This window comes from Marinovum algicola (assembly GCF_900109145.1).
Classification (GTDB): domain Bacteria; phylum Pseudomonadota; class Alphaproteobacteria; order Rhodobacterales; family Rhodobacteraceae; genus Marinovum; species Marinovum algicola.
Genome location: NZ_FNYY01000015.1, coordinates 84,176 through 99,452, shown reverse-complemented (window position 1 = coordinate 99,452; position 15,277 = coordinate 84,176). Strand labels below are relative to the sequence as shown.

Here is a 15,277-nt window from a genome sequence, read left to right as displayed (position 1 = left end):
CGGGCGCGGCCGGGGGCTCACTCGGCCTCGAAGCTTTCCGGATCCGGCCCGCACCGCGCGCCGGCCTCCAGCGCGGCGACGGCGGCCATCTCGGCCCCGGTCAGCTCGAAATCCATCACGTCGAGATTGCTGGCCAGATGGTCCCGCTTGGTCGAACGCGGGATCACCGAATGACCCAGCTGGACATGCCAGCGCAGGATCACCTGCGCCGGGCTCTTGCCGCTGCGCGCGGCGGCCTCGCGGATGGCGGGAGCGTCGAAGGACTTGCCATTGCCCAGGGGCGTCCAGGCCTGGGATACGATGCCGCGCGCGTCATTGGCGGCGCGCACCCCGGCGTTCTGGAACCGCGGGTTGATCTCGATCTGATTGACCGCCGGGGTGACGCCGGTCTCGTCGATCAGCCGGTCGAGGTGGTCGGGGTTGAAGTTCGACACCCCGATCGAGCGGACCTTGCCGGCCGCACGGGCGTCGATCAGCGCGCGCCATGTCTCGACATATTGATCACGCGCCGGGCAAGGCCAGTGGATCAGTGCGAGGTCGAGGTAATCGAGCCCGATCCGCCCGAGACTGCCGTCGATGGCGGCGCGGGCGCTGTCATAGCCCTGATCGGCGTTCCACACCTTGGAGGTGACAAAAAGCGCGTCGCGCGACACCAGGGCCTGGCGGATGCCTTCGCCCATGCTGGCTTCGTTGCCATAGATGAAGGCGCCGTCGATCAGCCGCACACCCAGTTCGACGGCGGTGCTGACCACGCCGGGAGTGGTGGCATCGTCGATCTGCCAGACGCCGATGCCCAGTTGCGGCAGGTGGCGGTCGTCGTTGAGGGGGAGTTGGCGGATGTCGGTCATAAGGGGTCCTTCTGGGTCAGAAATGTTTCGATCAGCGGCACCGGCGGCTGGTCGGGGGCGACATAGCGCGCGCCCGGTGGCGGGGAAGGGTCGGGAAACTGCGGATGATAGATCACCTGCATGCCGGCGGCACAGCCGGCGGCGGCGCCGGTCGGGCTGTCTTCGACGACAAGACATTGTTGCGGCGCCACACCCAGGCGCCGGGCGGCAAGCAGATAGCCCTCGGGTGCCGGTTTGCCCTGGGACACGTCGGCGCGGGTGACGATGGTGGTCAGCAGCGTGTCGAGGCCGGTGGTTCGCAGGCAGAACGCCACTTCTTCGGCGGTGGAATTGGACACCAGCGCCATCGGCACGCCGCGCGCCGCCAGCCGCTCGGCCAATGCGGCGGCGGGCAGGCGGGTGATGGCGCGGGCGTGATGTTCGAAGTGGCGATGTTTGAGCCGGGTCCAGTCGGCCAGCGAAAGCGGTGTGCCGGTGGCCTCTTGCAGCGCGGCAAAGACCGTGTCGCCGCTGGCGCCCAGAAGGTCGGCGTGCAGGCTCTCGGGCACGGTCAGGCCGGTCTCGCGCAGGGCGCTGTCAAAGGCCGCCTCATGTGCCGGTTCGCTGTCGATCAGGGTGCCGTCCATGTCCCACAGGATGGCGCGTGTCGGGGTGCTCATGGCAGGTTGTCCAGCTCCGGATAGATGTCATTGGCCGTGTGGTACAGCCGATGAAAGACCGGTGCCATGCGATTGTAGGTGTCGGCCCAGCCCGGATCGGGGGCAATCTCATGGGCGTAGCGCACCATGCGGCGGGCGGCGTGGGCGAGATCGGGCGCATCGCCGGTGGCCGTCGCCATCAGCATTGCCGCGCCCACCACGCCGCATTCCAGCTCTTCGGGCACCAGGTAGGGCACGCCGAACATGCTGGCCTTGATCCTGAGCCAGAGCGCGTTTTTCGCGCCGCCGCTGGCGGCCACGATGCGCTCCGGGCGACCGGCATCGCCCTGCAACCCGTCCAGCCGGAGGCGCATGGCGAGCGCCACCCCTTCGAGCACCGCGCGGTGCAATTCGGGCAGGCCATGGCCGGCGGTCAGGCCAAAGAACTGCGCCCGCGAGCCCGGGTGATGGCGCTCGCCCGAGAGATAGGGCAGGAAAAACAGCTTGTCGGCGCCGGGGTTCGCCGCCTCGGCGTCGGCGGCGATCTCGGCATAGCTGCGGGCATTGCCGTGAAAGGCCCGGCGCGCCCAGCGGACGGCATCGCCGCCCGCATCGAGCAACGTCATCGCGCCCCAGGCGCCGCTGGCCGAGAGCACATTGGAAATTTCGGGGTCGATCACCGGTGCGTCATGCATCAGGGTGATGATCGTCGAGGTGCCGGTGACATCCGAGCCCATGCCAGGCGCGATCACGCCAGAGCCGGTGAGCGCCAGGGGATAATCGCCGGCGCCGACCAGCACCGGGATATCGGCCGAGAGCCCCAGTTCGGCGGCAACCTGCGGCAGGAGCGGGCCGAGGATGTCCTGCGGCGCATGCAGATCGGGCAGAAGCGCGCGGTCGACGCCGGTCAGCGCGCACATCTCGTCCGACCATTTGCGGGTGCGGCAGTCCATCAGGAAGGACAGCGAGGCCTCGGTCACATCCTGCGCGCAGCGGCCGGTAAGGCAGAAGTTGATCCAGTCCTTGGGCATCAGCACGCTGCTGGCGCGGGCCAGCGCCTGCGGATCGTTTTCGGCCAGCCAGGCCAGTTTGAAGGCCGGCCAGGCGGTGGCGGGCAGATTGGCGGTCAGGCGCAGCACCTCGGCCGGATCCGTCCGGGCGGCAAAACCCGCGACCTGCGGCGCGGTGCGCTTGTCGTTCCATAACGGCACGGTATCGCGGGTCAGCGCGCCGGCGTCGTCGATCAGCACCGTGCCATGCATCTGGCCGCAGGTGCAGATTGCGGCGACGCGGCTGGCGGCAGCGTCGACTTCATCCAGCACCGCGCGCACCACCGCGCGGGTGCCCGCCCACCAATCGGCGGGCCGCTGCTCGGACCAGCCGAATTGCGGCACGATCTGCTCGTGCTCGCGGTGGCTCAGTGCCAGGATGCGCCCGTCGCGGCCCACCAGGGCGGCGCGCAAGCCGCCGGTGCCGACGTCAATCGCAAGATAGAGATCGCGGGTCATCAAAGCCTTGTCTCGGTGTCGATGTCGAAGAAATGCGCCTTGCTCATATCGACCTGCACGGTGCAGTCGCGGCCCGGTTCCGCCGGAAAGCGCGGCGCGACTTGGGCCACGACCTTGTCCCCGCCGATGTGGCCCAGCACAAGTGTATGGGCGCCCAGAGGCTCCAGCGTGTCGCAGCGCAGGGTGAGCGCTTCGGGCTGGTCGCCGCCGTCCATATGTTCGGGCCGAATGCCGAGCGTGACACGTTCGCGGGCGCCGGTGCGGGCGAAAGCCTCGGACGATAGCGGCAGGCGCTGACCATCGAGCCAGGCGGCGCCGTCGCGGGTGGCGACCTCGAAGAAATTCATCGCCGGCGAGCCGATGAAATTGGCGACAAAGCGGTTGGCCGGTTCCTCGTAAAGCCGGATCGGCGCATCCACCTGTTCGATCACCCCGGCGCGCATCACCACGACGCGGTCGGCCATGGTCATGGCTTCGACCTGATCATGGGTGACATAGACGGCGGTGGTGCCAAGGCGCTTCTGCAACAGCTTGATTTCGGTGCGCATTTCCACGCGCAGTTTGGCGTCGAGGTTGGACAGCGGTTCGTCGAACAGAAAGACCTGCGGATGGCGCACCAGCGGCCGGCCGATGGCGACCCGCTGGCGCTGCCCGCCCGAGAGATTGCGCGGCTTGCGGTCGAGGTAAGGTTCCAGCCCCAGAAGCTGGGCGGCCTCGTCGACCCGGGCGTCGATCTCGGCTTTCGGGGTGCCATGCACCTTCATGGCGTAGCCGATATTCTCGCGCACGCTCATATGCGGGTAAAGCGCGTAGTTCTGAAACACCATGGCGCAGTCGCGTTCGCCGGGGCGGGCGTGGGTCAGGTCTGCGCCGGCAATATGCACCTGGCCGCTGGTTACGGTTTCCAGCCCGGCGAGCATGCGCAGGGTGGTCGTCTTGCCACAGCCCGAGGGGCCGACAAGGACAATGAATTCGCCTTTGTTGATGGTCAGATCGAGCGGCGGCACGACCTGGGCCGCGCCATAGGACTTGGTGATCTGATCAAAGACGATATGCGGCGTTGCGGCGGTGTCGAGCATGGCTCTCTCCTCGGTCATTCGGGCGCTGATGCGGCCCCGCCCAAAGGGGCGGGACCACGGGGGAGGCAAGGCTCAGTCGAGGCCCATCGCGGCGCGATAGGCAGCGAGCTGGTTGTCGCGGCCGAATTCATCGGTCAGCTTGTTCCACTCGGCGGCAATGGCATCCAGCGCCTCCTGCGGCTCGACCTGGCCGGCAATCGCCTTGGACAGTTCGATCTCCAGCACCTCGGTGTAAGAGAAAAAGCCCGGCAGCCGCAGGTCAAGTGCCACGTTGTCGGCATCCAGCGAGGCGCGCTGCGCGGTCAGGTAGCTCTTGGCTTCTGCCGGGGTGAAGATCGCCGACCAATTGTCGAGATTCTCGTAGTGGCTCAGCCGGTAGGGATTCACCCCGGTGTTGGCGGTGACGATGGCCTGGCCCGAGACCTCGGGGCTGGTGACCTCGGCGACGTAAGACCAGGCCGCCTCGCTGTTGCGGCTGTCGCCCGGGACGGCCAGCTGCCAGCCGCCAAAGGCCAGGAAGGGCGAGGCGACGGGGCTGTCGAAGCTGTCCCAGCTCTCGGTTTCCGAGTTCCAGATTTCAGTCGCACCGGGCAGGACGGCGGTGCGCACATTGCCCGCAATCGCACCTTCGGTCGCCCCCAGAACGCCGCTGTCGGCCCAGTCGATGTTCATCGCAACGGTGCCGCCGGAATAGAGCGGCCGCACGTCGCCCGAGCCATTGTTGAGCGCGCCCGGCGGATTGAACTCCAGCCCGCGCTTGTAATCCTCCAGCGCCTTGAGCCAGCCCGGGTTGTTGATCTGCGCATCCATCGTTTCGGGATCAAAGAACATCGCGCCGGGGGTGTTGGGGTTGTTGGTGTAGCTGGCGGCGTGGCTGAAGAAATACCAGAACTGCTGGCCGCCGCGGCGGTAGGCCTCGGCCGTGCCGAAATCCACCGCGTCCGAGGCGGTGAAGAATTCGGCGATGTCGTAATATTGATCCCAGGTCACCGGCGCGGCGAGGTCATAGCCGTATTGTTCCTTGAACGCCGCCTTGTTGGCTTCGTCTTCGAACAGGTCGGCACGATAGTTCAGCATGTGCATGTCGCCGTCCATCGTCGCCGATTTCACCTCGCCACCCCAGGACATCAGCCGTTCGCGGTAGACCGGGTGAATGTCTTCCCAGGCCGGGCCCTGCTGCATCTCGGCCGGCATGGTCGACAGAAAGGGCGCGAAATCCGGCGCCCAGGCGGGGATAAAGCCGATGACGTCGAAATCGCCGGTCTGCTGGCTCATCGCGGTGAGGAACTTGGGATAGAGCTCGGAGAAGGGAAATTCGACGATCTCGACGGTGCCACAGGTCTTTTCCTGCCAGCTGTCGGCGGCGGTTTTCAACGCCGAGGCGATGAAGGGGCCATTCTGGGTCGAGACGGTCAGCGTCACGCCGGAATAATCGGGGGCGCAGGCCGCGCTGGCCAGCCCGGCAATCGGCACAAGCGCGGTGGCGAGCATCAGGTTTTTCATGTGTATTTTCCTCCCTGGAAACGCCGTCACTTGATAGAGCCGGCAAGAAACCCCGAACGCATCATGCGCCCGAGAAAGATGGCGACCGCGATCATCGGGATGATCGAAATCAGCGCGGCCGCGGAAATTGCCCACCACTCATCGCCGCGCGACGAATTCTGTCCGGCCATGAGGATGGGAAGGGTCTGCCACTTGGATGAGGTCAGCAGCAGGGCAAAGAGAAACTCGTTCCAGATGAAGGCCAGAACGATCATCGATGTGGCCACCAGCCCGGGCTTGGACATCGGCAGCACGATCTGGAAAAAGATCCGCATGCGCCCGATGTTGTCGACCATCGCGGCCTCTTCGACCTCGACCGGGACATTGGCAAAGAAGTCGCGCATCAGCCACACCGCGAACGGCAGGCCAAAGGCGGTATAGGCGGCGACCAGCCCCGGGAAACTGTCGAGCAGCCGCACCCCGGCCTTGTTCATCTCGGCATATAGCAGGAACAGCGCAAAGGCCGAGACGATGGGCGGGAACATCCGCTGCGAGACAAACCAGAAGGTCACATCGTCATTGCCCAGCACCGGCCCGGGCAGGTTACGGCCATTGAGCCAGATCGCCGCCGGCAGGGCGATGAGCATGACAAGACCCAGCGATTGCGGCACCGAGAGGCCTGCGCCCTGGTTGAGCAGGGCAAAACCGCCGATCGAGAGCACGCCAAAGACCAGCCCGGCCAGCAGGCGGATGCGGAACTCGAACCGGACCAGCGCATAGGCCGCCATCGCCCCGAGGAATACCGCCAGCGCGGTCGAGACCAGCGACACCGCGAGCGAGCTGAAGATCGGCCCGGCAAAATCGCCCCGCACCCCGGAAAAGGCATCGCGAAAGGCCTGCCATGTGGGCTGAAAATCGACAAAGGGGATATAGGTGGCGCCGCCGCTCACCGCCGCGGGCGGTTTGAAGGCGGTGACCAGCACCCACCAGAGCGGAAACAGGCAGAAGGCCAGCCAGATCAGCGCGAGGCCGAGGCCAAGGCGGCGAAAGGTTGTACGGTCCATCACTGGTATCTCCGGATCATGCGTTGCGCCGCGGCGAGGTAGAGCGTGCCGAACAGGATCACCACGATCAGGAACAGGAAGCTGAGCGCCGAGGTCATGCCGATGTTGAATTTCTTGAAACCCTCGTTGTAGGCGAAGAGGGTCAGCGTTTCGGTCGAGGTGCCGGGCCCGCCCCCGGTCAGGACAAAGACCGTGTCGATGATCTTGAAGCCTTCGATCACGCGGATGAAGACGACGGCGACCGAGAGTGGCAGGAGCATCGGGAAGGTCAGGTCGCGAAATCGGCGCCAGGCCGAGATATTGTCGACGCGGGCGGCCTCGAACACTTCGGACGGCAGGCCCTGAAGCCCGGCCAGCATCAAGAGCACCACGAAGGGCGTCCATTGCCAGATCTCGACGGTAATCAGCGTGGCGATGGCGAAGCTGGGCGATGTCAGGAACGGCAGATTTTCCAACCCGAAGAGGGTAAAGAACTCGTTCACCGGGCCGAGCACCGGGTGAAACAGCATCCTCGCAATCAGCGCTACGCTGACCGGGGCCAGGAACATCGGCAGCAGGAAGCTGACGCGGTAGAGGCTCGCGCCCGGCACATTGTGATGCAGGGTCAGCGCCAGCGCGAAGCCCAGCACATATTGCAGCGCGACCGAGACAAAGACGATCACCGCCGTCACCTGGATCGAGCCCCAGAAGCGGGCCGAAGCCAGGATCTCGGCGTAATTGTCAAAACCCACGAATTTCGGCGGCACCGGCGGCACGATCCGGATCGTCTGGAACGAGACGACAAGGGCGTAGATCAGCGGAAAAAGCGTGATCGTCAGCACCAGCAGGAAGGCCGGAAAGATGAAGGCGTACTTCACCCTGTCAGGCTGTGGGGTTTGGCTCATGTCAGGTGTCCTCCGTTGCCGGGCAACTTGCCGCAGTCCGGGGTCGAAAGCAACATCAAAAAGTAGCATAACTACAGAAAGCGCAAAGGGAAGGTGAAAATCTCCAACATCTGTAGTGCGGCTCGCATCGGATGCCGAGATGACACATTCCCTCCTATCTAGCTATTATATAGCGTTAAATTCGATAACATTAGGATCAAAACGTCTTTGCTCACAGCGAGGTTCGCGCATCATTTGGTATTTTGACTACAGAAATGCATTGCGGCCTGATCGCCAGTTCTGTAGGTTCACTACCAAATTGGAACGGGAGCCTACCATGCACCAGCCACCGACAGCGCATCGAATCGACCCGGCGACAGGCGCGATGAGCCATGCCACCGGGCGGTACGAGAAACGCCTGCGCGATCTTGCCGGGCTCTATGCCGATGCGCCGGCGTTCGACCGTGCGGCGCAAGAGGCGGGCGGGCGCATCGTCTATGCCGTCAACGAGGTCCGCCCGGCAACGACCCGGGGCGATCTGATCTTTGGCACCACCTTCATGGAGCCGGGGCAGATCGGCGGCGAATACTACATGACCCGCGGCCATATCCACGCCCGCGGCAACCGGCCCGAGACCTATTACGGCGAAAGCGGGCAGGGGGTGATGCTGCTGGAAACCCCCGAAGGCGCGACCGAGATCGTCGAGATCGGGCCCAAGACCCTGGTCTATGTGCCGCCGCTGTGGATTCACCGCTCGGTCAACACCGGCCCCGAGCCGCTGGTGATGAGCTTCTGCTACCCCGGCGACAGCGGCCAGGACTACGAGATTATCGCCCGCGCCGGCGGCATGGCCAAGCGTATCGTCGCCGACGGCGACGGCTGGGCCGCGATCGACAATCCCACCTACCGCCCCCGCGCCGCCGAAGAAATTGCGCGCGTTTATGCCACCACCGACTGACGGACAGACCTCATGAGCATTTTTGACACGCTTTCCACCTACGGCGTCGTGCCGGTCATCGCGATTGACGACGCAGCGGCGGCCCTGCCGCTGGCCGATGCGCTGATCGCCGGCGGCCTACCGGTGGCGGAAATCACCTTTCGCACCGAGGCCGCGCGAGATGTCATCGCGAAAATCGCCGCCGAGCGCCCCGAGATGATTGTCGGCGCCGGCACCGTGTTGACCGAGGCCCAGGCCGACGACGCGCTGGCGGCCGGCGCGCGCTTTGCCCTGTCGCCGGGGATCGATGCCGCCGTCCTGGCCCATGCCGCCAGGATTGGCCTGCCGTTCGCGCCGGGCATCATGGGCCCTTCGGAGCTTCAGATCGCGCTGCGGAATGGCTGCGAGATGGTGAAGTTTTTCCCGGCGATGCCGGCGGGGGGGCCGTCGATGCTGAAAAACATCGCTGCGCCTTACGCCCACACCGGCATCGGATTCAATCCGACCGGTGGCGTCACGCCCGAGAACCTGCCTGACTGGCTGGCACTGCCGCAGGTCCGTGCGGTCGGCGGCACCTGGATTGCCCGGCGCGATGACATCGCGGCCGGCAATTGGTACGTCATCACCGAAAACGCCCGCGCCGCCGTGGCGCGCGTACGCGACATTCGGGGGGCGTGATGCAACTGACCCCCGCCACCCGCCCGACGTTCTATTTCATCGGTGTCACCACCGGCAGTTCCTCGATCATGCGGGTGTTCCCGAAATGGGCCGAGTACCTCGGTCTCGGCGATGTCGAGATCAAGGGCATCGACATGGTGCCGCATGACACGTCCGAAAATTACCGCGCGGTCGTCCAGTTTCTCAAGGCTGACCCGCTGTCGCTCGGCGCGCTGGTCACCACCCACAAGCTCGATCTGTTGGCCGCCTGCCGCGACATGTTCGACGTTATCGATCCCCATGCCGCGCTGATGTCCGAGACCTCCTGCCTGTCGAAACGCGACGGCAAGCTGATCTGCCACGCCAAGGATCCGATCTCTTCCGGGCTGGCGCTGGATGGCTTTCTGCCCGCCGATCACTTTGCCAGGACCGGGGCCGAGGTGCTGTCGATGGGCGCCGGCGGCTCGACCATCGCGCTGACCTGGCATCTGATGCAGGCCGCGCGCGGCGCCAACCGGCCGCGCCGCATCGTGGTGACCAATCGCAGTGCGCCCCGGCTTGATCACATCCGCGAAATCCATGCGCAGATCGGCAGCGACATTCCCTGTGAATATGTCGTCGCCGAGACGCCCGAGGACAATGACCGCGCCATGGCGGGTCTGGCACCCGGATCGCTGGTGATCAACGCCACCGGTCTGGGCAAGGATGCGCCGGGCTCGCCCCTGACCTTTGACGGTCCGTTCCCCCGGGATGGCGTGGCCTGGGAGCTGAACTATCGCGGCGATCTGGTGTTTCTCGATCAGGCCCGGGCGCAACAGGCCGAAAAGGCGGTGCAGATCGAGGATGGCTGGACCTATTTCATCCACGGCTGGACCCAGGTGATCGCCGAGGTCTTCGACATCGAGGTCGCCACCTCCGGCCCGCAATTCGATGCGATCTCGCGCATCGCCGCCGAGGCCACGGGGCGGACGTCATGAGCCGTATCCTGATAACGCCCCGCTCGTTGTCCTCCGGCGGTCACCCGGCGCTGGCCGCGCTGGAAGAGGCCGGATTCGAACTGGTCATGCCGGCGCCCGGCGAAACCCCGTCCGAGGCGGCGCTGCTGGCCGCGGTGCCGGGCTGTGTCGGCTGGCTGGCCGGGGTCGAGCCGGTGTCGGAGGCGGTGATCGAGGCCGCGACCGATCTGCGCGTCATCAGCCGAAACGGATCGGGCATCGACAACCTGCCGCTGGCGGCGCTCGAGCGGCGCGGCATCGCGTTGCGCCGGGCCGAAGGCACCAATGCGCGCGGCGTCGCGGAACTGGCGCTGACGCTGGCGCTTTCGGGGCTGCGCGACATCGTGCCGACCCATGCCGGGCTGCAAGAGGGCCGGTGGCCGCGCCGCACCGGGTCCGAGATCCAGGGCGCGGCGGTGGGGGTCGTCGGCCTCGGCGCGATCGGCGCGAGTTTTGCCGAATTCTGTCTGACGCTCGGAGCCGAGGTGCGCGGATTCGATCCCTTCGCGCCGCAGGACAGGCTGGCACATCCGGCGTTTCTGCGCGGCGATCTGGCCCGGACCCTGGCCGGCGCCGGCGTCGTCAGCCTGCATGCGCCGATGCCTACGGATGGCCGGCCGGTACTCGGCGGTGCGGAACTGGCGCTGCTGGCGCCGGGGGCCGTGGTGGTCAATACCGCGCGGGCCGGGCTGGTCGATGACGCGGCGATGATCGCGGCGCTCGACAGCGGCCGGGTCGGCACCTACGCCACCGATGTGTTCCACCAGGAACCGCCGCAGATGACGGGCCTGTTGCGTCATCCGCGTGTGATCACCACGTCGCATATCGGCGGTTTCACGCGGCAATCGGTGGAGCGGTCGACGCGCTGCGCCGTCGATCATCTGTTGCAGGTGCTTTCCCGCCATGCGGCTTGAATCGGCGCCCGGCTTTCCTGCGACCGGCACGCCCGGGCTGTTCTGGCTCGGGCAGGCCGGGTTCTGGATCGACACCGGCGCGCACCGGCTGTTGATTGATCCCTATCTGTCGGACAGCCTGGCGCGGAAATATGCCGGCACGGCCTATCCGCATCTTCGCATGATGGCCGCGCCGGTATCGGTGGCCGCGTTGCCCCGGCCCGATCTGGTGCTGGTGACCCATGCCCATACCGATCACATGGATCCCGAGACTCTGGGGCCGCTGCGCGAGAGGTTTCCCGATCTGCCGTTCGTGGTGCCGGCCGCCGTCGAAGAGATCGCGCGCGACCGGATCGGGCCGGGGGCAAAGCTGCGCCCGGTGCAGGCCGACGACCGGCTGGTGCCGCTGCCGGGGCTGACGCTCGAGGTGTTCCCGGCGGCGCATGAGGTGCGCGCGCGCGACGACATGGGCCGCGACAGGTTTCTCGGCTACGGCATCGCGGTGCCCGGGGTGCGGCTCTATCACTCCGGCGACAGCGTTCCCTTTGCCGATCTCGATGCCCGGGTTCAGCGCTTTGCCCCGGATATCGCGCTCTTGCCGGTGAATGGCCGGGATGCGGTGCGGCGTGCGGCAAGGATCCCGGGCAATTTCACGCTGGAGGAGGCCCGGCATCTGGCCCGCGAATGCGCCTTTCTCGTACCGCATCACTTCGGTATGTTCGCCTTCAACACATTGGACCCGGGCGCCATCGATGCCGCCGCCGCGCGGTCGACCACCCCGAGGATCATCCGCCCCACCGCAGGCCACCACTTGCGGATCGGGCATTGAAGGACGCTTTTGATGGATCACGCAGCCAACGGTCTGGATGACAATCTGCTGGAGACCGTGCTGCGGCAGAAGGATGAACTGCGCAAATCCGACCGGCGCGTCGCCGAAGTGGTGCTGGCGGCGCCGGGCGAGGTGGTCTCCATGACGCTGGCGCAGCTGGCCAAAGCGGCGGGGGTGAGCGAGCCGACGGTGATCCGGTTTTGTGCCGCCATCGGCTGCGAGGGATTTCGCGATCTGCGGGTCAAGCTGGCGCGCTCGATGGCCTTTGCCCGCACCACATCGCATACCGCGATCACCTCGGAGGATGATCTGGGCGCGGTGATGACCAAGATTTTCGACTACAACCTGTCGAACCTGAACTGGGCGCAGAGCAAGCTGGACCAGGAGGCGGTGCGCGCCGCCGTCGATCTTCTGGCGGGGGCGCGGCGGATCGAGTTCTTCGGGTTTGGCGCCTCGGGCATCGTGGCGCGGGACGCGCAGCAGAAGTTTCCGCTCTTCGGCACGCCCTGCGGCGCGCCGGCGGATGCACATCAGATGTACATGACCGCCGAGATGCTGGGCGACGGCGATGTGGCGGTGGGGGTGTCGAACACCGGCCACACCCGCGAGATCGTCACCGCACTTCAGGTCGCGCAGGAAAACGGCGCCGGCACCATCGGTATCACCGGTCAGCCCAGCCCGATGCTTGATCATTGCGACGTGGCGCTTGTGGTCGAGACGCTGGAAAACACCGATCTGTTCACCCCCACGGTGTCGCGGCTGTCGCATCTGGTGGTGATCGACATCCTGTCGACCGCCGTCAGCCTGCGCCGCGACGAGGCGCATCATCAGCGCATCACCCAAATGAAGGCACGTCTGGCACAGCGGCGCGGATCGCCTTAGCCGATGGCCCGGCCTGGCGCCCGCGTGTCAGGCGTTATGGCGAAGGTAATCGGCATAGGTGGCCGAGATGCGCTCGGCTGCGGCGCGGGTCGGGGCCAGGAATTTCCCGACGAATGCCTTGCCGGACATGCGATTGGCGAATTGCGACACCACCAGCGCCAGGCGGATCGCGCCCTGATGATCGCGCACCGGCAGGCCGATGGAGACAAGACCGTCCTCCAGCTCGCCATCGGTGGTGGCATAGCCGCGCGCGCGGGTGCGGGCGGCGTCTTCCAGCATCGCCTCGGGATCGGTGATGGTTCTGCTCGCCAGCGGCTGCGGCGCGTGGCGGGCGCACCAGGCGCGCAGATCGTCGTCGGTCTTGGTCGCCAGCAAGAGCTTGCCCCCGGCCGAGGCATGGGCCGGCAGCCGGTCCCCGAGCGCCAATTGCGAGGCATAGACCCGGCGCGAGGGGTCGCGGCAGAGAAACATCACCTCCGGCCCGCTGAGCGAGACGATGGAACAGGGGCAATCGATCTCGGCGGCAAGCTGGCGGACCTGTTCGGCCAGCATCGACAGGATCGAATTTCCCGACAGGAAGGCGCGCGAGATGCCCAGGCTCTTGGCCGTCAGCGCGTAATCGCCGGTGCCGGTCTTTTCCAGATAGCCCATTGCCTGAAGCGTCAGGATCAGCCGCCGGGCGGTGGCCCGGCTCGTGCCAAGGTGGGTGGCGGCGCTCTGGAAGCTGACGCGCTGCACCTCGGGGCAGAACATCTCGAGGATCGCCATGCCCTTGGCCAGGGTCAGCGAGTAATCCTTGGGGGCGTCGCGCATGGCGTCTTCGGGAAAGGCGGCGGGCCGGGGCTTTGTCATCGCGCTCAGAAGATCTTGGGTTCCGGCACCGGCGCGCCGGCGGCGGTTTGCAGGAAATCGAAATCGCAGCCCTCGTGCGCCTGGCTGACATGGGCCATGTACATCTTGCCGAAGCCGCGCTGATAGGGGTCTTCCGGCGCGGTCCAGGCGGCGCGGCGCTGCGCCAGCTCTTCGTCGGAGACCTCCATGTGGATGCGCCGGCCGGGGATGTCGACGGTCACCATGTCGCCGGTTTTGAGCAGCGCCAGCGGCCCGCCGACATGCGCCTCGGGTGCGACATGCAGCACGCAGGCGCCGTAGCTGGTGCCGCTCATCCGCGCATCCGACAGCCGCAGCATGTCGCGCACCCCGGCCTTGACCAGCTTGCCGGGGATCGGCAGCATGCCCCATTCCGGCATCCCGGGGCCGCCGACCGGGCCGGCGTTGCGCAGCACCAGAACGCTGTCCTCGGTCACGTCGAGATCGTCACGGTCGATCTGTGCCTTGAGCTCGGCGTAATCGTCGAAGACCAGCGCCGGGCCGGTGTGGTTCTGATATTTCTCGCTACAGGCGGAGGGTTTGATGACACAGCCCTGCGGCGCCAGATTGCCCTTGAGCACCGCCAGCGCGCCCTCGGCATAGATCGGATTGTCGATCGGGCGGATCACATCGTCGTTGAATACCCGGGCCGTGGCGATATCCTCGCCCAGCGGCCGGCCGGTGACCGAAATCATCGCCAGGTCGAGGTGATCCGTCAGCCGGGTCATCAGCGCCGGCAAGCCGCCGGCGTAGAAGAAGTCTTCCATCAGATATTCCTTGCCACTCGGCCGGACGTTGGCGATCACCGGCACCACGCGGCTCAGCCGGTCGAAATCCTCCAGTGTCGCCTCCACCCCGGCGCGGCGAGCGATGGCGATCAGATGGATGATCGCATTGGTCGAACAGCCCATCGCCATGGCCACGGTGATGGCGTTTTCGACCGAGCCTTCGCGCAGGATGTCCGAGGGTTTCAGATCCTCCCAGACCATCTCGCAGATGCGCCTGCCGACCATCTTGCTCATGGCGATGTGGTTGCTGTCGGCGGCGGGGATCGACGAGGCGCCCGGCAGGGTCATACCCAGCGCATCGGCAATCGCCGTCATCGTCGAGGCGGTGCCCATGGTCATGCAATGGCCATAGCTGCGGGCGATGCCGCGTTCGACGCCCTGCCAATCCTCCTCGGTGATCTGCCCGGCGCGCAGTTCGTCCCAGTATTTCCAGCTGTCAGAGCCCGAGCCCAGCGTCTTGCCCTGCCAGTTTCCGCGCAGCATCGGCCCGGCGGGCAGGTAGATCGCCGGCACATCCATGCTGATCGCGCCCATCAGCAGGCCCGGCGTGGTCTTGTCGCAGCCGCCCATCAGCACCACGCCATCGATCGGATGCGAGCGGATCAGCTCTTCGGTCTCCATCGCCAGGAGGTTGCGATAGAGCATGGCCGAAGGTTTGACGAATTGCTCGGCCAGCGAGATCGCGGGCAGCTCGAGCGGAAAGCCCCCGGCCTGGAGGATGCCGGTCTTGACCGACTCGGCGCGCTGGCGGAAATGCGCATGGCAGGGGTTGATGTCGGACCAGGTGTTGATGATCGCGATGATCGGCCGGCCTTCCCAATCCTCCGGGTCATAGCCCATCTGGCGCATCCGCGAGCGGTGGCCGAAGGTGCGCAGGCCGGGGTCGCCGAACCAGCGGTGCGAGCGGAGATCTTCGGGGGTCTTGGTCATGGGGCGTCCATTCT

General features: G+C 66.3%; 15 protein-coding genes. 6 read left to right on the top strand and 9 right to left on the bottom strand.

Features of this window, described 5'->3' with window-relative positions; translation table 11 throughout:
* Positions 1-17 precede the first annotated feature (17 nt).
* From BMW90_RS18380 to BMW90_RS18350, 7 genes are all read right to left on the bottom strand, one after another.
* Positions 18-848: an aldo/keto reductase gene (locus tag BMW90_RS18380; protein ID WP_074837872.1), complete on the bottom strand. Its 831-nt coding sequence runs from the start codon at positions 846-848 to the stop codon at positions 18-20.
* Positions 845-1,507: an HAD family hydrolase gene (locus BMW90_RS18375; RefSeq protein WP_074837870.1), complete on the bottom strand. Its 663-nt coding sequence runs from the start codon at positions 1,505-1,507 to the stop codon at positions 845-847. The genes BMW90_RS18380 and BMW90_RS18375 overlap by 4 nt, the downstream gene beginning before the upstream one ends.
* The gene (locus BMW90_RS18370) at positions 1,504-2,994 is read right to left on the bottom strand and encodes a xylulokinase (RefSeq protein ID WP_074837867.1); all 1,491 of its coding nucleotides are present in this window, start codon (positions 2,992-2,994) and stop codon (positions 1,504-1,506) included. Before BMW90_RS18370 ends, BMW90_RS18375 begins: the two co-directional genes overlap by 4 nt.
* Positions 2,994-4,073: an ABC transporter ATP-binding protein gene (locus BMW90_RS18365; RefSeq protein WP_074837865.1), complete on the bottom strand. Its 1,080-nt coding sequence runs from the start codon at positions 4,071-4,073 to the stop codon at positions 2,994-2,996. The genes BMW90_RS18370 and BMW90_RS18365 overlap by 1 nt, the downstream gene beginning before the upstream one ends.
* A gap of 72 nt (positions 4,074-4,145) precedes the next feature.
* A complete protein-coding gene (locus tag BMW90_RS18360) occupies positions 4,146-5,576 on the bottom strand; it encodes an extracellular solute-binding protein (protein ID WP_074837863.1) in 1,431 nt (476 codons plus the stop codon).
* Positions 5,577-5,602: 26 nt separating this feature from the next.
* Positions 5,603-6,619 (bottom strand): carbohydrate ABC transporter permease, encoded by a 1,017-nt coding sequence (locus BMW90_RS18355; protein WP_074837861.1) that lies wholly within the window; start codon positions 6,617-6,619, stop codon positions 5,603-5,605.
* Positions 6,619-7,503: a carbohydrate ABC transporter permease gene (locus tag BMW90_RS18350; protein ID WP_074837859.1), complete on the bottom strand. Its 885-nt coding sequence runs from the start codon at positions 7,501-7,503 to the stop codon at positions 6,619-6,621. Before BMW90_RS18350 ends, BMW90_RS18355 begins: the two co-directional genes overlap by 1 nt.
* A 316-nt stretch (positions 7,504-7,819) precedes the next feature.
* Here BMW90_RS18350 and BMW90_RS18345 point away from each other — a divergent pair, with 316 nt between their 5' ends.
* Genes BMW90_RS18345 through BMW90_RS18320 form a run of 6 tightly spaced genes read left to right on the top strand, consistent with a single transcriptional unit; the run spans position 7,820 to position 12,675 of the window.
* Positions 7,820-8,440, top strand: coding sequence for a glucose-6-phosphate isomerase (locus BMW90_RS18345; RefSeq protein ID WP_074837857.1), 621 nt, complete (start codon positions 7,820-7,822; stop codon positions 8,438-8,440).
* A gap of 12 nt (positions 8,441-8,452) precedes the next feature.
* Entirely contained in the window at positions 8,453-9,097 is a 645-nt protein-coding gene (locus BMW90_RS18340; RefSeq protein ID WP_074837855.1) for a bifunctional 4-hydroxy-2-oxoglutarate aldolase/2-dehydro-3-deoxy-phosphogluconate aldolase, read from the top strand.
* Positions 9,097-10,053: a shikimate dehydrogenase family protein gene (locus BMW90_RS18335; protein ID WP_244526546.1), complete on the top strand. Its 957-nt coding sequence runs from the start codon at positions 9,097-9,099 to the stop codon at positions 10,051-10,053. The genes BMW90_RS18340 and BMW90_RS18335 overlap by 1 nt, the downstream gene beginning before the upstream one ends.
* Complete coding sequence (locus BMW90_RS18330; protein WP_074837851.1) at positions 10,050-10,985, top strand: NAD(P)-dependent oxidoreductase; 936 nt, start codon at positions 10,050-10,052, stop codon at positions 10,983-10,985. The genes BMW90_RS18335 and BMW90_RS18330 overlap by 4 nt, the downstream gene beginning before the upstream one ends.
* Positions 10,975-11,793: an MBL fold metallo-hydrolase gene (locus BMW90_RS18325; RefSeq protein WP_074837849.1), complete on the top strand. Its 819-nt coding sequence runs from the start codon at positions 10,975-10,977 to the stop codon at positions 11,791-11,793. The genes BMW90_RS18330 and BMW90_RS18325 overlap by 11 nt, the downstream gene beginning before the upstream one ends.
* Positions 11,794-11,805: 12 nt before the next feature.
* The gene (locus tag BMW90_RS18320; protein ID WP_074837847.1) at positions 11,806-12,675 is read left to right on the top strand and encodes a MurR/RpiR family transcriptional regulator; all 870 of its coding nucleotides are present in this window, start codon (positions 11,806-11,808) and stop codon (positions 12,673-12,675) included.
* A 27-nt stretch (positions 12,676-12,702) separates the two neighbouring features.
* On the opposite strand, the gene BMW90_RS18315 is transcribed toward BMW90_RS18320, so the two are convergent.
* A complete protein-coding gene (locus BMW90_RS18315; protein WP_074837844.1) occupies positions 12,703-13,527 on the bottom strand; it encodes an IclR family transcriptional regulator domain-containing protein in 825 nt (274 codons plus the stop codon).
* Positions 13,528-13,532: 5 nt separating this feature from the next.
* Positions 13,533-15,263, bottom strand: a complete 1,731-nt coding sequence (araD, locus tag BMW90_RS18310) for an L-arabinonate dehydratase (protein WP_074837841.1) — start codon at positions 15,261-15,263, stop codon at positions 13,533-13,535.
* Positions 15,264-15,277: the final 14 nt, after the last annotated feature.